This window comes from Gordonia sp. NPDC003376, assembly GCF_053589235.1.
On the sequence record NZ_JBSFRM010000001.1, the window covers coordinates 145,567 to 168,100 of the forward strand.

General features: G+C 68.0%; 20 protein-coding genes. 9 read left to right on the forward strand and 11 right to left on the reverse strand.

The genetic code is table 11. The features are described from left to right. Nucleotides 1–39: 39 nt before the first annotated feature. Nucleotides 40–630, reverse strand: a complete 591-nt coding sequence (locus tag ACWDUA_RS00640) for a TetR/AcrR family transcriptional regulator (RefSeq protein ID WP_449749078.1) — start codon at nucleotides 628–630, stop codon at nucleotides 40–42. A 135-nt stretch (nucleotides 631–765) separates the two neighbouring features. Between ACWDUA_RS00640 and ACWDUA_RS00645 the strand changes: the two genes are divergently transcribed. Continuing rightward, nucleotides 766–1,410, forward strand: a complete 645-nt coding sequence (locus ACWDUA_RS00645; RefSeq protein ID WP_449749379.1) for a DNA alkylation repair protein — start codon at nucleotides 766–768, stop codon at nucleotides 1,408–1,410. Next, the gene (locus ACWDUA_RS00650) at nucleotides 1,411–1,935 is read left to right on the forward strand and encodes an N-acetyltransferase family protein (protein ID WP_449749079.1); all 525 of its coding nucleotides are present in this window, start codon (nucleotides 1,411–1,413) and stop codon (nucleotides 1,933–1,935) included. It begins immediately after the preceding gene. On the opposite strand, the gene ACWDUA_RS00655 is transcribed toward ACWDUA_RS00650, so the two are convergent. Further along, entirely contained in the window at nucleotides 1,861–2,838 is a 978-nt protein-coding gene (locus ACWDUA_RS00655; protein ID WP_449749080.1) for a DMT family transporter, read from the reverse strand. The genes ACWDUA_RS00650 and ACWDUA_RS00655 overlap by 75 nt on opposite strands. Nucleotides 2,839–3,051: 213 nt before the next feature. Here ACWDUA_RS00655 and ACWDUA_RS00660 point away from each other — a divergent pair, with 213 nt between their 5' ends. Beyond that, entirely contained in the window at nucleotides 3,052–3,447 is a 396-nt protein-coding gene (locus tag ACWDUA_RS00660; RefSeq protein WP_187343542.1) for a transposase, read from the forward strand. Then, nucleotides 3,444–4,445, forward strand: coding sequence for an IS3 family transposase (locus ACWDUA_RS00665; protein WP_305950331.1), 1,002 nt, complete (start codon nucleotides 3,444–3,446; stop codon nucleotides 4,443–4,445). The genes ACWDUA_RS00660 and ACWDUA_RS00665 overlap by 4 nt, the downstream gene beginning before the upstream one ends. 1,519 nt (nucleotides 4,446–5,964) lie before the next feature. On the opposite strand, the gene fgd is transcribed toward ACWDUA_RS00665, so the two are convergent. Continuing rightward, the gene (fgd, locus tag ACWDUA_RS00670; RefSeq protein ID WP_449749081.1) at nucleotides 5,965–6,987 is read right to left on the reverse strand and encodes a glucose-6-phosphate dehydrogenase (coenzyme-F420); all 1,023 of its coding nucleotides are present in this window, start codon (nucleotides 6,985–6,987) and stop codon (nucleotides 5,965–5,967) included. A gap of 171 nt (nucleotides 6,988–7,158) precedes the next feature. Between fgd and ACWDUA_RS00675 the strand changes: the two genes are divergently transcribed. Next, nucleotides 7,159–9,078, forward strand: coding sequence for an ABC transporter ATP-binding protein (locus ACWDUA_RS00675; protein WP_449749082.1), 1,920 nt, complete (start codon nucleotides 7,159–7,161; stop codon nucleotides 9,076–9,078). Nucleotides 9,079–9,121: 43 nt separating this feature from the next. On the opposite strand, the gene ACWDUA_RS00680 is transcribed toward ACWDUA_RS00675, so the two are convergent. Next, a complete protein-coding gene (locus tag ACWDUA_RS00680; protein WP_449749083.1) occupies nucleotides 9,122–10,132 on the reverse strand; it encodes an ABC transporter permease in 1,011 nt (336 codons plus the stop codon). Nucleotides 10,133–10,224: 92 nt separating this feature from the next. On the opposite strand from ACWDUA_RS00680, the gene ACWDUA_RS00685 reads away from it, so the two are divergent. Continuing rightward, nucleotides 10,225–10,833, forward strand: coding sequence for a TetR/AcrR family transcriptional regulator (locus ACWDUA_RS00685; protein WP_449749084.1), 609 nt, complete (start codon nucleotides 10,225–10,227; stop codon nucleotides 10,831–10,833). 18 nt (nucleotides 10,834–10,851) lie between these two features. On the opposite strand, the gene ACWDUA_RS00690 is transcribed toward ACWDUA_RS00685, so the two are convergent. Genes ACWDUA_RS00690 through ACWDUA_RS00700 form a run of 3 tightly spaced genes read right to left on the reverse strand, consistent with a single transcriptional unit; the run spans nucleotide 10,852 to nucleotide 12,480 of the window. Next, nucleotides 10,852–11,097, reverse strand: coding sequence for a hypothetical protein (locus tag ACWDUA_RS00690; RefSeq protein WP_449749085.1), 246 nt, complete (start codon nucleotides 11,095–11,097; stop codon nucleotides 10,852–10,854). Between the two features lie 56 nt (nucleotides 11,098–11,153). Continuing rightward, nucleotides 11,154–11,534: a YidH family protein gene (locus ACWDUA_RS00695; protein WP_449749086.1), complete on the reverse strand. Its 381-nt coding sequence runs from the start codon at nucleotides 11,532–11,534 to the stop codon at nucleotides 11,154–11,156. Then, complete coding sequence (locus ACWDUA_RS00700) at nucleotides 11,506–12,480, reverse strand: alpha/beta hydrolase (protein WP_449749087.1); 975 nt, start codon at nucleotides 12,478–12,480, stop codon at nucleotides 11,506–11,508. The genes ACWDUA_RS00695 and ACWDUA_RS00700 overlap by 29 nt, the downstream gene beginning before the upstream one ends. A 170-nt stretch (nucleotides 12,481–12,650) precedes the next feature. On the opposite strand from ACWDUA_RS00700, the gene ACWDUA_RS00705 reads away from it, so the two are divergent. Next, nucleotides 12,651–16,595: a Pls/PosA family non-ribosomal peptide synthetase gene (locus ACWDUA_RS00705; RefSeq protein WP_449749088.1), complete on the forward strand. Its 3,945-nt coding sequence runs from the start codon at nucleotides 12,651–12,653 to the stop codon at nucleotides 16,593–16,595. Between the two features lie 27 nt (nucleotides 16,596–16,622). Here the strand turns inward: ACWDUA_RS00705 and ACWDUA_RS00710 are convergent, their stop codons facing one another. The 3 genes from ACWDUA_RS00710 to ACWDUA_RS00720 all read right to left on the reverse strand — a co-directional run bounded on the left by ACWDUA_RS00710 (nucleotide 16,623) and on the right by ACWDUA_RS00720 (nucleotide 19,601). Next, on the reverse strand, nucleotides 16,623–18,398 hold the full coding sequence (locus ACWDUA_RS00710; RefSeq protein WP_449749089.1) for a hypothetical protein: 1,776 nt from the start codon (nucleotides 18,396–18,398) through the stop codon (nucleotides 16,623–16,625). A gap of 160 nt (nucleotides 18,399–18,558) precedes the next feature. Further along, complete coding sequence (locus ACWDUA_RS00715; protein WP_449749090.1) at nucleotides 18,559–18,936, reverse strand: cupin domain-containing protein; 378 nt, start codon at nucleotides 18,934–18,936, stop codon at nucleotides 18,559–18,561. A 92-nt stretch (nucleotides 18,937–19,028) separates the two neighbouring features. Then, nucleotides 19,029–19,601 carry an HdeD family acid-resistance protein gene (locus ACWDUA_RS00720; RefSeq protein ID WP_449749091.1) on the reverse strand — a complete coding sequence of 191 codons (573 nt, stop codon included), beginning with the start codon at nucleotides 19,599–19,601 and terminating at the stop codon, nucleotides 19,029–19,031. 100 nt (nucleotides 19,602–19,701) lie between these two features. Here ACWDUA_RS00720 and ACWDUA_RS00725 point away from each other — a divergent pair, with 100 nt between their 5' ends. Together ACWDUA_RS00725 and ACWDUA_RS00730 are read left to right on the forward strand one after the other, a co-directional pair. Next, nucleotides 19,702–20,568 carry an acyl-CoA thioesterase domain-containing protein gene (locus ACWDUA_RS00725; RefSeq protein WP_449749092.1) on the forward strand — a complete coding sequence of 289 codons (867 nt, stop codon included), beginning with the start codon at nucleotides 19,702–19,704 and terminating at the stop codon, nucleotides 20,566–20,568. A gap of 69 nt (nucleotides 20,569–20,637) precedes the next feature. Beyond that, a complete protein-coding gene (locus tag ACWDUA_RS00730; protein WP_449749093.1) occupies nucleotides 20,638–21,714 on the forward strand; it encodes a DUF4185 domain-containing protein in 1,077 nt (358 codons plus the stop codon). 108 nt (nucleotides 21,715–21,822) lie between these two features. On the opposite strand, the gene ACWDUA_RS00735 is transcribed toward ACWDUA_RS00730, so the two are convergent. Beyond that, on the reverse strand, nucleotides 21,823–22,497 hold the full coding sequence (locus ACWDUA_RS00735; protein ID WP_449749094.1) for a DUF305 domain-containing protein: 675 nt from the start codon (nucleotides 22,495–22,497) through the stop codon (nucleotides 21,823–21,825). Nucleotides 22,498–22,534 lie beyond the last annotated feature (37 nt).

Below are 22,534 nucleotides of genomic sequence, written 5' to 3' on the forward strand. Positions count from 1 at the left end.
ACAGGGCGGCTGCGCCGGCCTGATCCGGTGGGAACCGTCTCAGTCCTGCCCGTCACTGCCCGGATCGTCACTGCCCGGATCGGTCCGGACGATCGCCCGCACCACCAGGTCGGCGATCTGCTCGTCGGTCAGCGAACTCTCCGGTTCCAGCATCACCGAGTAGATCATCCGCACCAGGAATTCCGCCGCCGCACGCGGATCGGGCACCAGCTGTTCACCGATCTCGGGCTCCAGATCCGGCAATGCCTGATCGACGATCCGCGACACCAACGACGGCCCCTCGGTCTGGTCGGTGGTGATCAGCGCCCGGACGATCTCCTCGGGTTCCTTGCGGAGCACGTACTGCAGCGCCTCGTGCTCACGGATGTAGGGCAGCACGTTGCGGATCTGGGCGCGGATCTTGCCCGCCGCGTCCGGTTCGGGGTCGGCCCACTCGCGCAGCAACACGCGCAGGGTGACGACCTCACGGTCGACGATCGCGGCGACCAGGGCATCCCGGCCGCCGAACATCCGGTAGGCCGTCGCGCGGGCGACCCCGGCGTGCCGGGCGACCGACGTCAGGCTCAGCGCCTTTGCCCCGAACCGCGAGACCAGGCCGACACCCACATCCACCATGCGATCGCGATCCATGGGAGAAGACGGTAGCCGACGGCGATCACGACGGTCGGTCCCGGCGCCTACGCTTGGGGCACACGACCGCCGACCGACAGAACGGAGACACACCACGTGGGCACCGAAGTCCGGGCCGACACCGTCGACTCCCTGATGGCCGAGCTGACCGACCTCGCAGATCCCGCGATCCTGGCGGTCAACGAGCGCCATGGTGACGACCACGCGGTCAACCTCACCCGGCTTCGGGCCGTCGCCACACGCGTGCGCACCGACCACGACCTTGCGTGTGAACTGTGGGCGACCGACGATTCCGCCGCCCGACTGCTCGCCCTGCTGATCTGCCGGCCCCGGCTGTTCACCGCCGAGGAGCTCGACACCATGCTGCGTGAGGCCCGGACGCCCAAGGTGCACGCCTGGCTGGTCGGCTACGCCGTCAAGAAGAGCACGCACGGCGATGCCCTGCGGGTGGCATGGTTCGACGACCCGGATCCGGTGGTCGCGAGCGCGGGCTGGGCACTGACCGGTGATCGGATCGGTGCCGGTGCCGACGGCCTCGATCTGCCCGACCTGCTCACCCGGATCGAAGTACAGATGGGCGGCGCACCCGATCGATTGCAGTGGGCGATGAACGGCTGCCTCGCCCGGATCGGGATCGACCATCCCGAACACCGTTCTCGGGCAATAGATATCGGTGAGCGCATCGAGGTGTTGAAGGACTATCCGACGGCCCGTGGCTGTGTCTCACCCTTCGCGCCGATCTGGATCACCGAGATGGTCCGCCGCCGGGAGGCCGGGTAGATGGAGATCCGAGACGCCCTGCCCGCCGATGCCGACGCGATCCGCGTCATCTACAACGACGCCGTCACCCACTCCACCGCGATCTGGAACGACCGCCTCGTCGACGCCGACGACCGGCGTGCCTGGCTGGCCGAGCGGCAGCGGTCCGGGTTCCCGGTGCTCGTCGCCGTCGACAGCGGCTCGGTGCTCGGTTACGCGACCTACGGCCCGTTCCGTCCCCATGACGGATTCCGGTATTCGGTGGAGCACTCGGTGTATCTGCACGCCGATGCGCGTGGCCGGGGGCTGGGCACGTCACTGATGCAGGCGCTGATCGTGCGTGCCCGGGGCGCCGGGGTGCATGTGATGGTGGCGGCGATCGACGGCGCGAACTCCGGCTCGATCCGCCTGCACGAGCGCCTCGGGTTCAGCCGCGTCGGCGCACTCGGCGAGGTCGGCACCAAGTTCGGGTCATGGCTCGATCTCGTATTCCTTCAGCTCACTCTCGACACGGGTGCCCCGGGTGACGGCCCGCGGGGCGCCTGAACGTCGTCGCGGCACCGCGATGAGACCCCGAGCCAGGGCGACACCCGCCAGGCTCAGCGCACCGCCGGCGATGCGCAGACCGGTCGGCACCTCGTCGAGCAGCAGCCACGACAGCATGATCACCAGCGCCGGCACGACGAGCGTCGTCGCGGCCATCGTGCCCGCGTCGGTACGGGCCAGCGCATACGCCCAGGTGGTGAAGGCGATGGCCGTGGGCCCGACACCGAGGAACACCACCCAGCCCAGATCTGCCGCGGAGGCCCGCCCGACCTCGGTGATCGCGGCGGGGACGAACGGCAGGGTGACGACGAGGCCCGCGACCGCTCCCCAGAACGTCGCCGACACCGAATCCACAGCACCGAGGGCCACCTTCTGCAGCAAGACCCCGGCCGCGTAGAGGACCGCGGCGAGCAGCCCCAACCCCACCCCGAGCCAATCGGCGTGGGCGCCGCCGCCACCGAAGGTGATCAGGGCGACGCCGGCGAATCCGACCGCGATGCCGACCACGAGACGCGGCGAGAATCCTTCGCCCAAGAAGAACCCCGCGAACACCGCGACGAGGATGGGCGCGAAGTTGACCAGCAGCGCGGCGGTACCGGCATCGATGTGCTGTTCGGCCCAATTGAGCACCACGGTGTAGGCCCCGAACCACGCAACACCGTAGGCGACCACGAGCGCGAGCGCACGACCGCGCGGTGGGACGAACGCCACCCGTAAGCGTTTGTGACGCAGAAGGATCACGATCACGAGCAGGGCGATCACGGCCACCGCGAGCCGGCCGAGTGCCATCACTCCGGGCGTGAAGGCATGCCCGGCCGACCGGATCGCGATGAAGGCCAGTGCCCACAGCGCAACGGTCACCGTCGCCGCGAGGGCCGAGAGATTCACCGGCTGTCGGGTCATCGGTCCATGGTCGCGGTGCGCAAGCGATTTCACAAGGTCCGACGTCCCGGCGCCAGGATTTCGGCACGGCTCAACCACCAACGGCGGGTGGCAGATTGAGCGGAGGCCCCCAAACGGTGATTGCCCTGTGGGTCAAGGTTGAGTGAGACACCGGCTCATAACGTTGAGCTCGACTGATCCGTAGCACGGGGCGGGGATTGTAGGAATGTTCCGATGACGATGACCGTAGCCGATATCGACCATGATGCAGGGATGGGACCGCGAGCGCAGAACCCGAAACGACGCAGCTTCACCCAGGAGTACAAGGCGCAGATCCTGGCCGAGTACGACCAGGCCGACCGTAGCGAGCGCGGCGCGATCTTGCGGCGGGAGAACTTGTACTCCTCCCATATCGTTGAGTGGCGCAAAGCAGCCGCAGCCACCCCGCCGGCGGCTGCTGCCGGTGGCCGGGCGCGCGATAGGGAACTCGAGCAGCTACGGGCCCGCGCGGCCCGCGCTGAAGCGGAGCTGGCCCGTACTCAGGCCGCGTTAGACCTGGTGGGAAAAGCACACGCGCTCTTGGAGATGCTCTCCGAGAGCGCGGACACTCCGAAGCAGTCACCACGGTGATCAACCCGTTGGTCGATGAGCTGGCCGAGCATGTCCCGGCCAACAGGGCATGTGAGTTGCTGGGCCGCCCGCGGTCCTCGCATTACCGCAGCAAACTGCCCCCGGTCCAGGGACCCCGGCGGCCACGACCGACGCCGTTGAACGCGCTCTCGGCAGCTGAACGGGCCACGGTCGTGGCAGTTGTGACCAGCGAACGGTTCTGCGACAAGGCCGTCGCTCAAGCCTGGGCGACGCTCCTGGACGAGGGCACCTACCTGTGCTCGATGTCGACCATGCACCGCATCCTCGCAGCACACAACATGTCCGGGGAACGACGTGCCCAGGCCCGCCATCCGGCGAAGAAGAAACCCGAACTGCTGGCCACCGGCCCGGGGCAGGTGTGGTCCTGGGACATCACCAAGATCCGCGGACCGGTTAAGGGCACCTGGTATCACCTGTACGTCATCATCGACATCTACTCCCGCTACATCGTGGGCTGGACCCTCCAGAACCGCGAAGACTCCACCATCGCCGCTGACATGATCGCCGCCGCGATCAGCGTGCACGGGCAACCCGATTCGCTGCACGCCGACCGCGGTACCTCGATGACCTCGAAAACAGTGGCGGCGTTGCTGCTGGACCTGGGTGTAGACCGGTCCCACTCACGCCCGCACGTCTCCAACGACAACCCCTACAGCGAGGCCGCGTTCAAAACCCTCAAATACGCGCCGGTGTTCCCTGACCACTTCGGTTCGCTCGCCGACGCGCGAGCGTTCTGCGAAGGATTCTTTGCCTACTACAACCACGAACACCATCACAGCGGGATCGGCCTGCACACCCCGGCCTCAGTGCACTACGGGACCGTCACCGAGATCCGCAGGCAACGACAAGCGACCCTCGACGCCGCGTACCAGGCCCACCCCGAACGCTTCGCGAACCAGCGACCGGTCCCACCGAAACTCCCCACAGCGGCCTGGATCAACCAACCCCAACCGGAGGCCCTGATACAAAGCGCCTAACCATGACCTGTCTCAAACACCTTGACATCTTCCGTTGAGCCGGGACCGAGCGAAGCGAGGACCCCCAAACGGTGATTGAGCCGGGACCGAGCGAAGCGAGGACCCGAGTCGAAATCCCCGCAGCCCACGTCGGATACGTGACCACCACCAAAGTGGCCACGTTGACGAACTCGGCCGACAGAGGTTTCGACACGCCTCGTCGCTCCGCTCCTCATCGGCTCAACCACCAACCGCCCGTCGCCGATTGAGCCGGGACCGAGCAGCGCGAGGACCCCCAAACGGTGATTGAGCCGGGACCGAGCGAAGCGAGGACCCCCAAACGGTGATTGAGCCGGGACCGAGCGAAGCGAGGACCCGAGTCGAAATCCCCGCAACCAACCTCCGATCGCAGCCACCTCACAACCTCGGCCGACAGAGGTTTCGACACGACTCGTCGCTCCGCTCCTCATCGGCTCAACCACCAACCGCCCGTTGCCGATTGAACCGGGACCGAGCAGCGCGAGGACCACCAAACGGTGATTGAGCCGGGACCGAGCGAAGCGAGGACCCGAGTCGAAATCTCCGCAGCGTGCGTCGAATAGCAATCACCTCTGAGGTGGTCACGTCGGCGAGCCCGGCCGACAGAGGTTTCGACACGCCTCGTCGCTCCGCTCCTCATCGGCTCAACCACCAACCGCCCGTCGCCGATTGAGCCGGGACCGAGCGAAGCGAGGGCTCTCCACCCGCTGATTGAGCCGGGACCGAGCGAAGCGAGGACCCGAGTCGAAATCCCAGCAGCCAACCTCCGATCGCAGCCACCTCACAACCTCGGCCGACAGAGGTTTCGACACGACTCGTCGCTCCGCTCCTCATCGGCTCAACCACCAACCGCCCGTTGCCGATTGAACCGGGACCGAGCGAAGCGAGGACCCGAGTCGAAATCCCAGCAGCCAACATCGGATGCGTGACCACCACCAAAGTGGCCACGTTGACGAACTCGGCCGACAGAGGTTTCGACACGACTCGTCGCTCCGCTCCTCATCGGCTCAACCACCAACAGCCCGTTGCTGATTGAGCGAGGACCCCCGAACGATGATTGAGCCGGGACCGAGCGAAGCGAGGACCCGAGTCGAAATCCCCGCAGCCAACATCGGATGCGTGACCACCACCAAAGTGGTCGCGTTGACGAGATCGGCCGACAGAGGTTTCGACACGACTCGTCGCTCCGCTCCTCATCGGCTCAACCACCAACCGCCCGTTGCCGATTGAGCCGGAACCGAGCAGCGCGAGGACCCCCAAACGGTGATTGAGCCGGGACCGAGCGAAGCGAGGACCCGAGTCGAAATCCCCGCAACCAACCTCCGATCGCAGCCACCTCACAACCTCGGCCGACAGAGGTTTCGACACGCCTCGTCGCTCCGCTCCTCATCGGCTCAACCACCAACCGCCTCTTGCTGATTGAGTAGAGACCGAGCCGCCCTCCGCTCCTCATCGGCTCAACCACCAACCGCCCGTTGCCGATTGAGCCGGGACCGAGCGCCTACGAGGCCGGGATCAGCTTGCGCAGCCGCGGCGCCAGATCCGACTCGAAATTATCCAGGAAACGACGCTGATCGTGCCCCGGCGCATGGAACACCAGATGATTCAGACCCGCATCGGTATAGAACTTCACCTTCTCCACCGCCTCATCCGGATCCGAGGCCACGATCCACCGCTTGGCCACCTGCTCGATCGGCAACTCATCGGCCAACCGCTCCATCTCCACCGAACTGTTCACCGAATGCTTCTGCTCCGGCGTCAACGACAACGGCGCCCAGAACCGCGTATTCTCCAGCGCCAACTGCGGATTCGGATCATACGAGATCTTGATCTCGATCATCCGATCGATCGCACCGAAATCACGGCCCGCCTTGTCCGCACCCTCCTTGACCGCCGGGATCAACTTCTCCTGATACAGCTCCGCACCCTTACCCGACGTACAGATGAACCCATCACCCGCACGACCGGCATACCGCGCCACCACCGGACCACCCGCAGCCACATACACCGGAATCGGCTGCTCCGGAACGTCATACATGTACGCGCCCTGCGTGTGGTAGTACTCGCCGTCGAAGTTCACCTCCTCGCCGGTCCACAGCTCACGCATCAACGCGATCGACTCACGCAACCGGGCGAACCGCTCCTTGAACTCCGGCCACTCACCCTGAAAACCCGTCGCATACTCGTTGAGCGCCTCACCCGAGCCCACACCGAGTATCACCCGCCCCGGATACAGACACCCCATCGTCGCGAACGCCTGCGCGATCACCGCCGGGTTGTACCGGAACGTCGGAGTCATCACCGACGTCCCCATCTGCACCCGCGACGTGCGCTCCCCGACCGCCGCCATCCACGCCAACGAGAACGGCGCATGCCCACCGTTGTGCCGCCACGGCTGGAAATGATCACTCACCGCCACCGAATCCATACCGTGTTCCTCGGCGGCCACCGCGATCTCCACCAACTCGCGCGGATCGAACTGCTCCGCCGACGCCTTGAAACCGAGCTTCAACTCCTGAGACATCTCGCCACCTCACTGCCGGGCCACCGGCCGTCACCGTTCACGTTCATGCACTCTTACGCCTCCGTCCAACCTACTCACCGAGGTCACCGGACGTCAGGCCCGGCCTGAGGGAGGATGCCAGCACCGTTCTCGATTGGACCTCAAGTTCACTTGAAGTCCTACGCTGGTCACATGAGCATGGAATCGGTGGCCTGGGACGTCATGTACAAGTCGATGACCTCCCCGGACGGCACCGCGCACGGCCAGCAGGACCGGCGCGTCACCCTGCGCAGGATCGCAGGATTCGCCCGGCCGCACGTGCGGCGGATCGTCGTCTTCCTCGCGTTGTCGGTGACCACCGCGGTTCTCACGGTGGTCACTCCCTTGCTGGCCGGACATGTGGTCAACCTGATCACCGAGCAGGATTCCGCCGCTGCAGGGGCGATCGCCGGGTTCGCCGCACTGATCGCCGTGATCGCCGTCGCCGAGGCCGCGGCGTCGATCGTGACACGGTGGCTCTCGGCGAACATCGGCGAGGGGCTGATCCTCGACCTGCGCCGCGCGGTGTTCGACCACGTCCAGCGGATGCCGGTCGCCTTCTTCACCCGCACCCGCACAGGTGCGCTGGTGAGCCGGCTCAACAACGACGTGATCGGTGCCCAACGAGCTTTCAGCGACACGTTGTCGGGGGTGGTGTCGAATGCGGTGACCCTGGCGCTGACCCTCGGCGTGATGATCGCGATCAGCTGGCAGATCACCATCCTCGCCCTGGTCCTGCTGCCGGTGTTCGTGCTGCCCGCGCGTCGTCTGGGTCGTCGGATGGCCGCCTTGTCCCGGGAGGCCGCCGAACACAACGCGCGGATGTCGACGCAGATGACCGAACGGTTCTCGGCACCCGGCGCCACGCTGGTGAAGCTGTTCGGGCGTCCCGAGATCGAGTCCGCCGAGTTCACCTCGCGCGCGGACCGAGTGCGCGACATCGGGGTTCGCCGGGCGATGCTCGAGACGGTCTTCATGACGGCGCTGACCTTGGTGTCGGCGCTCGCGCTGGCGCTGGTCTACGGGCTCGGCGGCTGGCTGGCCGTGCATCAGCACCTGTCCGCCGGCGCGGTCGTCTCGCTGGCCCTGTTGCTGACCCGGATGTACGCACCGCTGACCGCCCTGGCCAATGCCCGCGTCGAGATCATGAGTGCGCTGGTGTCGTTCGAGCGGGTCTTCGAAGTACTCGATCTCGAACCCCTGATCGCCGACGCCCCCGACGCCGTCGACGTCCCGCACCCGGAGAACGGGGTGTCGGTGCGATTCGACGACGTCGACTTCGCCTACCCGTCGGCCGACAAGGTCTCGCTGGCCTCGCTGGAAGAGGTTGCGCAACTGGACAGCCGGGGTGGGCAGCAGGTGTTGCACCACATCGACCTCGATGTTCCGGCCGGGCACATGGTGGCCCTGGTGGGCAGCTCCGGTGCCGGCAAGTCCACGATCGCCTCACTCGCCACCCGTCTCTACGACGTCGACTCGGGTACGGTGCGGCTCAACGGCATCGACGTCCGCGACCTCACATCGGCGTCGGTACACCGCACCGTCGGGCTGGTCACCCAGGACGGCCACCTCTTCCACGACACCGTGCGCGCCAACCTGGCGCTGGCCGCCCCGGATGCCACCGACGACCAGATCTGGGATGCGTTGCGCCGCGCGCGTCTCGCGGACCTGGTCGTATCCCTGCCGGACGGACTCGACACCGTCGTCGGCGAACGTGGCTACCGATTGTCCGGCGGTGAACGTCAGCGCATGACGATCGCCCGGCTGCTGCTCGCCCATCCGGCGGTGGTGATCCTGGACGAGGCCACCGCACATCTGGATTCGACGTCGGAGGCCGCTGTACAAGAGGCCCTGGCCGAGGCGTTGTCGGGGCGTACGTCGATCGTGATCGCGCACCGCCTCTCGACGATCCGCGCCGCCGACGAGATCGCGGTGATCGAGGCCGGTCGCGTCGTCGAACGCGGTGATCACGCCGCCCTGCTGGCACGCTGTGGACGCTACGCGGAGCTCTACCGCACCCAGTTCGGCGCCGCCGACGACGATCCACGCGACCCGGAGGAACTGACCGCGTGAGGCGCCCGACCGTGGGAGCCGGACCACCGCCCCTCCGCAGCGATCACCGCCGCCGCAGCCGCCCTGCGCCGATGCACACCGCACCCACGACGACCCACCCGACGAGCACGGCGACCTGACCACCGATCCCGGCCGTGGGGAAGAAGGCGACCGACCGTGCCAGGGTCGCGCCGGCCCCCGGCGGGAACCACTGGCCGATCGCACCCCACGGTGCGGGCAGCAGATACGGCGACGACGCCGCGCCCGACAGCGGGTTGGCCAGCAGCATCATCACGACGGCGCCGACGGCGATCCCGGGGACGCCGAACAGATACCCGACCCCGAAGGCGAACCAGGCGATCGCCGCCACCGCCAGCGACAGCACCGACCACACCGCCACCATGCGGGCGTCGATCACGCCGAGCCACTGCCAGACCAGTGCGAAACCGAGACCTGCGGCGAGCGGACCGAGTACCAGGGCGGACAGTTGCACCGTGAGCCGCCCACGCAGGGTCAGGCAGATCGAAATACCCAGGGCGAGACCGACGATGATCATCGGGAACAGCCCCGCCGCGACACCGGTCCCCCTCGGGTCTCCGGACGGAGCGGGTACCACCCCGTCGACGTGGAAGTCCACGCCCTGGGCCTCGGCGAGCCCCTTACCCATCGCGGTGATCGCGGTCGAGACGGCGCTCGATCCCGCGTCGGCGGTGAGCGCTGTGACCCCGGTCCGATCGATCACGAGGGCACCGGAGACACTGCGGTCGGCGATCGCGGCACGGGCGTCGGCGCGGGTGTCGTAGGTGCGCACGGCGACCGCCTGGTCACCGGCGTTCTGCTCGATCCCGGCGACCACCTGCTCGGTGATCGGAGCCGGTGCGACCACGCCGACCGGGAGATCGTGTGGCCCGGCTTTCACGGCCAGTGCCACAAACCCGGCCGCGACCAGGGCGAACACCACCGGAATCAGAATTGCCAGGGCGCTCGCCCGCCCCCAGACGGCAGCGGACGCCGACGGCGTCGTGTCCCCGACGTCGGTGGCGCCGGGTGATGGTGACGTGATGGACGTCGACATGACACACCTCCAAAAAGAACGAGTTTTCGTTTTAGAGTGTGCGCCCCCACACGCCGATTATCAAGAACGGATTTTCGTTTTAGGATGGGGTGATGCCCCGGATCTCCGACGAACGCAAACAGGAACGCCGCGAGCAGATCCTCGAAGCCGCACGGATCTGCTTTCACCGCAAAGGTTTCCACAAGACGTCGATTGCAGATGTGATCGCCGAGTCGGGTCTGTCGGCTGGTGCGGTGTACTCGTACTACTCCTCCAAAGAGGAACTCATCGCCGCGGTCGCCCGCTCGATTCTGCTCGGGTACGCCGAGACGACGTCGCAGACCCTCGACGGCGACCCCGTGAACCCGGCGCTGTCCCCCGCGGAGACACTCTCCGCACTCGGTGGGCGCATTGTCGCGCGGCTCGCACCCGGCGTGGACGACTTCAGGTTGCTGCTCACCGTGTGGGGTGAGGCAGCGGCCAATCCGGCGTTCCGGGAGATCGCCACCGAGATCATCAGCGGACTGCGCGCGTTCTTCACGACCGTGCTTCGCCACTGGGGCGACGACGGCCATCCACTCCCCATGGAACCCGAGGAGATGGCACCGGTGATGCTGGCGATGCTGCAGGGCGTGGTGTTCCAGCAGGCCGTCGTCGGCGACCTCGACTCGGACGCGTACCTCGAATCGGTTCGGAAACTGCTGGTGACGGCGGGATTATGACGCCGTCCACCGCACCATCTACCGGTCGTCGTCCTCGTCGTCGAGCGGTCGCGGCGGCGCGAGCTTGGCCTTGCGGTAGGTCATCACCAGCATCGCGATGTTGACGACGATGAGAGCGATGCCGAGGGCAACCCACAGCCACCGACCGTCCCGCCACCAGGTGTAGGTGAGGAATCCGACGCAGACCATCAGGATGATCGCGCCGACGGTCACCATCATCCGGGAGAACCCCTGGGCGGTGCGCTGGAAATCATGGCTGGTCATCGGATCACCTCTCGTCGGGCCCCCGGACCACTCGCCGCGAACACTTCGTCACCGCCTCAGTTCTGGACAACGATCGAGATCGCCAACGCGATCGACACCATCACTATGGCAGCGACCACGAACAGGACGGGCGACGGCCCCGGCATCGGACCACCCTCACGCAGGACCCGGTCGGTTCGGCGCCACCGCAGCACCCCCAGGACGGCCACCGCGCACCCGACCGCGACCATGATCAGGCCGAGGGTGCTCTCCAACAGCGTGCTGGTGATGTCGGGGGCGATGTAGACCACGGCGACGCCACCGGCGATGAAGCCCAACGCGGTGCGAATCCAGGCCAGGAAGGTCCGCTCGTTGGCCAGGGTGAAGCGGGCATCGGGGGCGCCGGGCACCATCGGGGCAGCGTCGGGGTCAGCCTGCCCACTGGCTCTTTCGCTCATCAGTGTCCTTGGCCTCTCGAATCGCGCGACCGGCGAAGGCCGCCGATACCTCGATCGCCTCCATCGTCTCGCGGTGATGCGACCCGAAGACGGGGAACGCGTGGACCTGCCAAGAATAGCTGTGGGCGACAGCGTCGACCCCCGCCTCGTCGAGCTCCTCGACCAGCGCGATCACGTCCGGTTCGAGCATCTCGTTCTCGGCGGTGATCAGGATGGTGGGCGGGAAGATCGTAGGCTCGAGGTCACCGATCCGGCGCACCCCGGCCAGCTGCAGCGGGCCACGATCGAAGGCCGGCGCGAGCTGGGCCATCTTGGCCTTGGGCAGGTAGGCGTCGGAACGGCTACACCGGTCCGGATGCGTTCCCAGGTCGAGATCGAGCAGCGGCGAGAATCCGACAAAGGCCACCGGCGCGGGGAACCCCTGCGCGATCGCCCCTTCGATCACCTTCGCGGCGAGGAACCCGCCGGCCGAATCGCCGGCGACCACCACGCGACGGTATCCGCGCTCGACGAGCAGTTCCCGGTACGCCGACACCGCATCGACCACCGAGGTGCCCACGCCCGCGGCCGGGAGCTGCCGATAGACCAGCGAGAACACCGGGACTTCGCACTTCTGTGCCATCCGGGCGGCGATCGACCGGTGCGTGCCGACCCCACCGACGACGAAGGCACCGCCGTGCAGGTAGAGGATCGCCGTGTCGGGGTCGCGACGCGACGGCCCCGTGGGCTGGATCAGTTCGGCCGGACGATCGGCGAGTTCGATCTGCTCGCGCACCACCCCGCGGGGTTTGGAGCCGACCGCGAACATCCGGTCGATCAGGAACAATCCGGCCATTCCGGGCCGGTTGAGCGGCCACAGCGACAGCAGCGGCTTGAGGAACAGCCTGCTCCCGACCCATATCGGATACGAGCCGAGGCTGGGCTTGCGGTGGTGAACGACGGGCATGATCGCCCCCTCCCTGATCTCGTCACCTCACACGAGCTTTCGGTGTAAGTGAACCTACACCGGGCGGCCGAGGCCGACGGCCTGTACCGCGATCAACGCGCGCGATGTCACCGCACGACGAAAACTAGACGAGTACGACACCTGACGTTCACCCGTGCCATGGCCGACTGGTGAGCACGGCGGGATATATTTCACGTTCCTATGTCGAGAAAACGGTGGTGAGTGTGGAGATTCCAGCACAGTTCTTGCGGTCGGCGCAGGCCAGTGCGCCACGCACGTTGTGTGACATTCTCGATGACACCGCCGCCCGACATCCCGACGCGCCGGCCATCGACGACGGCGATGTGGTCCTGAGCTATGCGCAGCTGCTCGCGGTGATCCGCCGCGGCGCCGACAACCTCACCGAGATCGGCGTCCGACGCGGCAGCCGCGTCGGCATCCGTATGCCGTCGGGGACGCGGCATCTCTACACCGCGATCCTGTCGACGATCTACGCCGGTGCCGCCTACGTGCCGGTGGACGCCGACGACCCCGACGAACGTGCCGAGCTGGTGTTCGGCGAGGCCGACATCGACGCCCTGATCGACGCCGACGGAATTCACCCGACCGGGCCGAAACCCGAGACCGAGACCGCCCCCGACGCATCAGGCGGGGCGGGGTCACGTCCGACGATCGCCGAGGACGCGTGGATCATCTTCACCTCCGGGTCCACCGGCACCCCCAAGGGGGTGGCGGTGACCCACCGCAACGCCGCCGCATTCGTCGACGCCGAAGCACTGATGTTCCTGCAGAACGACCCGATCGGCCCCGGTGACCGCGTGTTGGCCGGGCTGTCGGTGGCCTTCGACGCCTCGTGTGAGGAGATGTGGCTGGCCTGGCGCAACGGCGCCTGCCTGGTCCCCGCCCCGCGCTCGCTGGTGCGTAGCGGCATGGACCTGGGTCCGTGGCTGGTGCAGCGCGACATCTCGGTGGTGTCCACCGTCCCGACCCTGGCCTCGCTCTGGCCGTCGGAGGCCCTCGAGGCGGTCCGGCTGCTCATCTTCGGCGGCGAGGCCTGCCCACCGGAGCTCGCCGAACGCCTGGCCGTCGAGGACCGCGAGGTGTGGAACACCTACGGCCCCACCGAGGCCACCGTCGTCGCCTGCGCCGCCCCGCTCGGCGGCCCAGGACCGGTGCGGATCGGTCTGCCGCTGGTCGGCTGGGACCTGGCCGTCGTCGACGGTGAGGGCCACCCGGTCGCCGAGGGCGGCGTCGGCGAGCTGATCATCGGCGGTGTCGGCCTTGCCCACTACCTCGACCCGGCCAAGGACGCCGAGAAGTACGCCCCGATGCCCACCCTCGGCTGGGATCGTGCCTATCGCAGCGGCGACCTGGTGCGCCTGGAATCGGCGGGCCTGGTCTTCCAGGGTCGCGCCGACGACCAGGTGAAGGTCGGCGGGCGGCGGATCGAACTCGGGGAGATCGACAACGCCCTGCAGCACCTTCCCGGGGTGTCCGGGGCGGCCGCCGCGGTCCGCAAGTCCGCCGCGGGCAACAGCCTGCTGGTCGGTTACCTGGTGTCCGCCGACCCCGCCTTCGACGTCGACGCCGCCCATCACACCCTGACCCAGCAACTGCCGGCACCGATGGTGCCGCGGTTGGCACTGGTCGACGAGCTGCCCACACGCACCTCCGGCAAGGTCGACCGCAACGCGCTGCCGTGGCCGCTGCCCGGCTCGGCGTCCACCGTCGAGGCGGCCGACGACCTGACCGGCACCGAGCAGTGGCTGGCGCAGCGATGGACCGATGTCCTGGGCGTCACGGTCGGCAGCGACGAGGCCGACTTCTTCACCGAGGGCGGCGGCTCGCTCGCCGCCGCACAGCTGGTCACCGCACTGCGCGAGCGGTACCCGCAGATCACCGTGGCCGACCTCTACGATCACCCCCGGCTGGGATCGCTCGCCGAGATGCTCGACGCGGCGGCCCCGACGGCGGTGATCGAGGAACGCGTCGTCGCCCCCACCCCGGCCCGGGCCGGACTGACCCAGATCCTGCTGTCGGTGCCGCTGACCACGCTCACCGGCTTGCAGTGGGCCACCTGGCTCGGCGTGGCCAACAACGTCGGGGCCTGGGCCGCCGACGGTCTCGACGTGTCGGTGCCGTGGCTGATCGAGGTCGACTGGTGGATCGTGCTGGCCGCATTCCTCGTGTTCATCACCCCGCCCGGCCGGATGGCCATCGCCGCGGTCGGCGCCCGCCTGCTGTTGCGCGGCGTGACGCCCGGTGATCATCCGCGCGGCGGGTCGGTGCACCTGCGGTTGTGGGTGGCCGAGCGTCTGCTCGACGCCTCCGGTGCGGCCAACATCTCCGGCGCTCCGTGGATGATCTACCTGGCCCGCGCGCTCGGCGCCTCGGTCGGCAAGGGGGTGGACCTGCACACCATCCCCCCGGTCACGGGCATGCTGACCGTCGGCGAGGGCGCCTCGGTGGAACCCGAGGTGGATCTGTCGGGCTGGTGGATCGACGGCGACATCGTCCACATCGGTGAGGTCGTGATCAAACGTGGCGCGACGGTGGGGGCACGTTCGACCCTCGCGCCGGGTGCGGTGATCGGCCGCGATGCCGAGGTCTCCCCCGGATCGGCGGTCTTCGGACACGTCAAGAAGGAACAGCACTGGGCGGGGTCACCGGCGGTCAAGGTCGGCAAGGCCGAACACCCCTGGCCCCAGCACCGTCCGGCCCGGCACAGCATGTGGGTGCCGATCTACGGGCTGTCGTCGCTGCTGCTGGCCGCGATCCCGCTGATCTCGCTGGCCGTCGGGCTCGTCGTGATCGGGTCGTGGGCGCTGCGCGCGGATCGCCTGCGCGACGTCGGCCTGCGCGCACTCGCCCTGATCCCGCCGGCCGCGATCGCCAGTCTGTTCGTGTTCGCGCTGATCACCGCGGTGCTGGTGCGTCTCCTGTCGCTGGGCCTGACCAAGGGCTATCACCCGGTGCGGTCGCGCGTGGGGTGGCAGGTCTGGCTGACCGAACGACTCCTCGACGCGGCCCGCACCTACCTGTTCCCGCTGTATGCGAGCCTGCTGACGCCGGTCTGGTTCCGCATCCTGGGCGCCAAGGTCGGCAAGGGCACCGAGATCTCCACCGCGCTGATCCTGCCGAAGTTCACCACCATCGACGACGGGTCGTTCCTCGCCGACGACACCATGGTGGCCTCCTACGAGCTCGGCGGCGGCTGGCTGCACATCGACGATGCCAAGATCGGTAAGCGCTCGTTCCTGGGCAACTCCGGCATCACCGGCCCGGGACGCAAGGTCCCGAAGAACGGTCTGGTGGCGGTGTTGTCGGCGGCCCCGGACCGTGCGAAGTCGGGATCGAGTTGGCTGGGCAGCCCACCGGTCCGCCTGCGCCGGACCGCCGCCGAGACCGACACCTCACGTACCTTCGATCCCTCCACCGGATTGAAGGTGGCGCGCGCGATCATCGAGACCCTGCGCCTGATCCCGGTGATGGTGTCGTTCGGACTGGGCGTCTTCATGCTGCTGGGCTTGCAGTACATCGCCTCGCAGTCGAACTTCGTGGTCGCCGGCCTGGTCAGCGGACTGCTCCTGCTGGTTGCCGGTGCCGCGGCCTGCTGCATCGCGGCGGCCGCGAAATGGCTGGTCGTCGGGCCGATCCGGGTCTCCGAGCATCCGCTGTGGAGTTCGTTCGTGTGGCGCAACGAGCTGTCGGATGCGTTCGTGGAGACCGTCGCCGCCCCCTGGTTCGCCAACGCGGCCACCGGCACCCCGATCCTCAACCTGTGGTTGCGCATGCTGGGCGCCGAGATCGGCCGCGGTGTCTGGTGTGAGACCTACTGGCTGCCCGAGGCCGACCTGGTGACCCTCGGCGACGGCGCGAACGTGCAGCGCGGCTGCGTCGTGCAGACCCACCTGTTCCACGATCGCGTGATGGCGATCGACCGGGTGACCCTGGGTGCGGGTGCCACCCTCGGCCCACACTGTGTGGCATTGCCCGCATCGGGTCTGGGCGAGTCGGCGACCGTCGGACCGGCCTCGCTGGTGATGCGCGGGGACGTCGTGCCCGCGCACACCCGCTGGCAGGGCAACCCGATCGCCCCGTGGAAGAAACGCTGACGCGACGGGTGAGGCCCCTCCCGTCGGTCACCTCACCGCGTCGTCGGTGATCCAGCGGGGCGGGTCGGCGCCGGGCGTGTAGTCACATGACGCGCCCGTGTTGACCGCGGCGTACAGGTGCTTGCCGAGTTCGGGCTGGACCTCGGTGATGTGGGCGAGTGCGCCGACGATCGCCTTGCGGACGGCCACCCGCGCACGCTCGGTGTGCGTGCCGGTGATCCGCATCCGCCCGGACAGTCCGGTGGCGGAGTCGAGTTGGTGGTGCAGGGCGGCACGTTCGGTGGCGAGCGCCTCGGTCAGCCGGCCACGCGCGTCGAGGGCATCGAGCTCGACGATGCGCCGGCGGTAGGCCGAGCGTGCCTGTGCGTCAAGGGTTTCGATCCCCGACTGATCGACCCGCATGCCGGTGCCGGCGGCGACGAGGTCGGCGGCGGCGATCGGCGTGCCGGGCGCGCGCACGAGGCGCCGCAGGTGGTCGAGGCCGCGCATCGCCCGGACCGTCGACACCGAACCGGATGACCCCACCTCCCACAGCTGGTCACCCACCGGGCGGAGCACGAAAGTGGTTGTGGTGAAGCAGGGTTCGGGTCGATCCGCCAGTCGCCGATACCACCAGCGCGCCCCGATCCTCCGGTAGGTGGCCAGTGCACCGCGGCGGAATGACCGTGCGGCATCATCGTTGCCGATCCGCGCATGTGCACGGGTCAGGGTGTCGTCGGTGACGCCGTGGAAGGCCACCGCGCCCGCGTTGATCACCGCCCGGTGGGCGTAGGGCGTGAGGAGTTCGGCGATGGTGGCGATCACGTCCCGGTCGTCGATGAACAGTGCCGCCTCCAGCGTGCACTGCATGACCAGCAGCCAGTCGTGATCGCGTGGGACCGAATGCAGGTCGCTTCCCAGCTGGCCGACCACCGCCGCCACCCGGCCGGTGTCACCGGCCGCCGACCACACGAACGCGGCCTCGGCGAGAATGGTGCGAGCTCCCTCGGTCAGGGCGAACTCCTCGTAGAGCTCGGCCTCCACGGCGCAGGTCGCCCGGTCCCCGGCGATCACGGCCGGATAGGCGGTCATCGCATGCGAGATCGCAAAGGCGTCGGCGATGAACACCTCGGTGGCCGCGCCCGCCGCCCGCTCACGCAGGTAGGGCGCGGTGTCGGTGCGTCCGCGCAGCAGATCGAGCATCAGTCGGCGGGACGCGGCGAAGAACTGTGCGCGCGGCGAGGACTCACCGAGCAGTTCCAACGCCCGGATCTGGCGGTGGATCAGCGGCAGATCGAGGCGCTCGCAGCCGACGGTGAGGGTCCACAAGTGTGCGGTGATGTGGGCGTCGACGTCGGCGACGTGGGCTGCGGCATCGTCGATCTCGCGGGCCAGGTGGCGGCGGATCTCGAAGTCGTCGGGACCCCAGTGCACCACCAGTGCGGCGTCGAGGGCGTCGACCAGCCAGTCGGCCACCCCGGCCTCCTGCGCGGCGGTCACCGCCAGCTGGGCGAACGGGACGCCCCGGCCGGCGACGTTGGCGTACGCCCAGCTCCGGGCGATCGCGGCCGCCACCGCGATGCGGCGCGGCGGGTCGTCCTGGACCCGCAGGAACACCTCGTAGAGGCGTGCGGGCAGGACACCGGCCTCGGTCTCGAAACGTTGCGCGGCGCCCAGACCCAGTAGCGCAGCGGTCCAGGTCGCGACATCGCCGGTCTCCCGTGCCCGGACCGCGGCCGCATCGAACCAGGCCACGGTCTCCTCCGCCTGCGCGCTGTCGGAACAGGCGCGGGCGCGGGCCAGCATGGCCGGGGCGTCGGTCACGTCCGGATCGGGTGGACCTCCGCTGCGCGTCGCCGTCGTGTCTCCCCTCGTCCGGGGTTCACCGGTGCGGTGGGCACCATGATTCGACGATAGGCCCGTCGATGAGCGCGGACGCGGGTTTCCGGCGGGGTGGCCTGGCCTACAGGCGGGATGAATTGGCCTACTGCCGGGCCATCCGTTCCATGTTGGCCCCGAGCACCTCCTGGAGCGCGGCGAGCTCGGAGGTCCGGGTGAACTCGATGATCTCGGTGCCACCGGTGATCAGCGGGACGTGTCCGGGTGAGGCGACGTAGGCGTCGCCGGCCACATAGGTCTCCTCGTGGTCGGCCCACCGGAAGGTGACCTGACCGCTGACGACGTATCCCCAGTGATCGCACTGGCAGCGGTCGTCGGGCAGGCCGGCGAAATAGGGCGCGGCGTCGACGTCGACGGGGAATGTCTCGAACGCCACCGTCAGGTCGTCGAGTTCGGCATAACGTCCTTCGATGTTCGGTGCGTCGACCGTGACGGGCGTGGTGGCCTTGTTGGCGCTGGGCATGATGGTCGCCTCCTGGACTGGGTGCCGGGACGGTCCCGACACCCAGGAGGCGTGAATTCGGAGATCACGGATGTGACACCGAACGGAACAACTCAGACGGCGGGGGCGTCCACCTTCTTCGGCAGGGTGAACAGGGTGGCGATGCTGAGCACGATGAGCATGATGCCGCCGACCCAGACGAAGACGGTGAGTGCGAACTGCCCGGCGATGATCATCACGATGCCGGCGAGCACCGAGATGATGCCGGAGAACACGAGGTACCAGGTGGGCACGTGCGCCGACTTGCTGGCCGCGGCGAACAGGTCGTTGACGCCCTGGAAGATCCAGCCGATGCCGATGAACAGCGCGAGCAGCCACACGGCGTCACTGGCCGGACTGAAGAGCGCGAACACACCGACGACGATGGTCAGGACGCCGAGCAGGCCGAGCAGCACCCGGATGCCGGTGGACAGGAACGACGCCGCGAACGCCTGGGAGACACGGAAGATGCCGCCCACGATCAGGGCGATACCGAACAGGACACCCAGGATCACGACGGTGACGCCGGGCCAGATGACCGCGATCAGGCCCAGGACGATTCCCGCGATCGCGGAAGCGATGAGTGCGGTGCGCACCGCGCCGATGAGTTCATCAGGGAACTGCTTGTTGTACACGGCGAAAGTCATGGTCGAAGCGTATCCCGCTCGCAGGCTTTCGGCCCAGATGTCGTGGGGTTTCACCCCTCCCGGATGAGAACGGCACCACCGCGGCCGGTAGACAGGAACGATGACCGAGCTCGCCTTCTTCCGTCCGGAGTCCGACGGACGTGTGTTGCCGACGGCCTTCTCCCACAGCCTGTGGGCGCCCGGCACGCTCAACGGACCGGCCGTGTGTGCCATCGCAGCCCACCACACCGAGGTCGAGTTCACCGAGACCGGGTTCCGCCCCGCACGGTTCACCATCGACATGTTCAGGGCGGCCCGCGACCTGCCCACGTCGATGCGATCCCGGCTGGTGCGCTCGGGTGGGCGGATCCGCGTGGCCGAGGTGGATGTGTTCCAACATGCGGCCGACGGCGAGGAGGTACTCGCAGCCCGTGCCACCACCGTGTACCTGCGCGAATCGCAGAATCCTCCGGGCCGGCGGTGGACCCGGCCGGACTCCGCCGTCAGCTTCGTCCCGCCGGCGGAGACGACCGACGATCGGCGGCCCTTCTTCGCGACCGACCCGGCCGACGCCCCGTTCGGCGGCCCGGTGGGTGACTGGAGCCGTGACATCGGTGCCCATCAGACCGCCACCCGCAAGCGTCTGTGGGCTTCGGCCGCACCGGCGGTCGCCGGACAGCCGCTGACTCCGTTCGTCCAGGCCGCGATCAGCGCGGAATCGACCAGCCTGGTCTGCAATTGGGGTTCGACCGGCATCGGGTTCATCAATTGCGATCTGACCATGGCACTTTCACGCCTGCCGCGTGGACCACGGATCGGCGTCGAGGCCGATACACACACCGAACACGACGGGATCTCGGTGTCGACCGCCGGTTTGTACGACGTCGACGGCATGTTCGGCACCGGGATGGTCACCGCGGTGAACAATGCCGCCGCCGAGATCGACTTCACCACGGTGGATTCCGGCGCACGGTATCGCGAGGCGTGACGAGCGCCACACCCTGGATATGTGTTCTCGACCACACAGCCGTTGTCGGGGTTTGCTAGGGTCCACCGCATGCGCCGATCGTCCGTACGATTCCGCACTGCCCTCGCCGTCACCGCCACGACCGCTGCGCTGACCGCGGGACTGGTACTCCAGGCACCGGCGACCGGAGCTCCCGCAGCCGCCGGGATGGGTTCGATCGTGGCCCGCCTCACCGGTCCTGGCGCGATCAACGACACCGTCGGCCGCCACGACATCATCGGTACCGACCTCGGCGTCATGTGGGACAACGGCCACGGCGAGATCCTCACCGCCTTCGGCGACACACAATCACTCAACGGCTGGTCGTTGCTGTACGGCCAGCTGTTCTACTGGCGTTCGAATGTGTTGTTGCGCAGCACCGACCACGATCTCGCCGACGGCATGACCTTCACCGGCCACGCCGGTCCGCCGGGCCACGCCAAACGCCTGCTCAAGCCGAACCTGCGACGCGAGGTGACGATCATCCCGACCGCGGGCATCGCCGCCAACGGCAAGCAGTACATGAGTGTCATGTCGGTCAAGCACTGGGGCAATCCGAGCAGCTGGGTGACCAACTGGTCGGGCCTGGTGGCCTCCACCGACAACGGCACGAACTGGCACTCGGTCAACGCATTCCGACCCAACGGTGGCGGCAACAAGAAGTTCCAGATGTCGGCGTTCCTCAAGGTCGGTGACACCGTCTACACCTATGGCACCCCCGACGGCCGGTACGGCGCGGTCTATCTCGCCCGGGTCCCCGAGCATGCGATCGAGAATCTCGGTGCGTACGAGTACTTCTCGTATGGCCGGTGGGTCCGCGACGATCCCGGCGCCGCCACCCCGGTGATGCCCGCGCCCACCGGGGAACTGTCGGTGGCGTGGAATTCCTATCTGGGTAGGTTCATCTCGCTGTCGACCACCGCGGAGGGCGTCAAACTCCGGACCGCCGACAACCCGGCCGGGCCATGGAGTTCGGGCCGGGTCGTGGTGTCCAAGAACGACCCGTACTCCGGCTACGCACCGTACATCCACCCGTGGTCGACGTCGGGACCGATGCTGTACTTCACGTATTCGATCTCGTACGGCTACCAGGTGTACCTGATGCGACTTCCCCTGCAGCGCGGCTGAACCACTGATGGTCGGCACCGGCAGCTGCGCGCTCACCGATGACGGCGCGGGTCGGCGACGGGTACGCCCGGTGACCGGCGGGATCACCGGGCGTACCCGCCCGCCGCGTCACCGTCCGAGCATCGTCTTCATCTGATCGATCTCGGCCTGCTGGCTGGTCTTGATCTGCGTTGCCAGGGCCCGGGATTCAGGGTTGACGCCGCCGGCGAGCTCGGTGTCGGCCATGCTGATCGCACCCTCGTGGTGGGCGATCATCCCGGTGAGCCACAGCTTGTCGAACTCCGCACCGTTCGCCTGCTCGAGTGCGGTCATCTGCGCCTGCGTCATCATGCCGTTCATCGTTCCGTGTCCCATGTTCTCGTGGCCCATATCCCCGGTGCCCGAGCCCCCGCTGCCCGAGCCCATCCCCGAACCGACACCCCACGACGCCAATCGGGCGTTCATCTGGTCGATCTCGGGTTGCTGGGCGCTACGGATCTGCGTCGCCAGGGTCCGTAGTTCGGCGTTGTCGGTTCGGGTGGGAACCAGGTCGGCCATCGCCACCGCCTGCTCGTGGTGCGGGATCATCATCTGGTTGAACATCACGTCGGCCTGGTTGTGGGCACTCTGGCCCGCGGTCGACGCCACGGTGCCCGACGGCGTCGCCGACATCATCGTCATGTGCGCGTGATCGCCGTGCCCATCGCCGCTGGTGTTGTCATCGGATGAGCATCCGGTGACGAGTGCGACGGCGGTGACTGCGCCGGCCGCGGCGACGAGGGCCCGGGTGGAGAGGTGGTTCATCGTGAACTCCTGTCTGGGAGGTGAATTCGACTGTTGA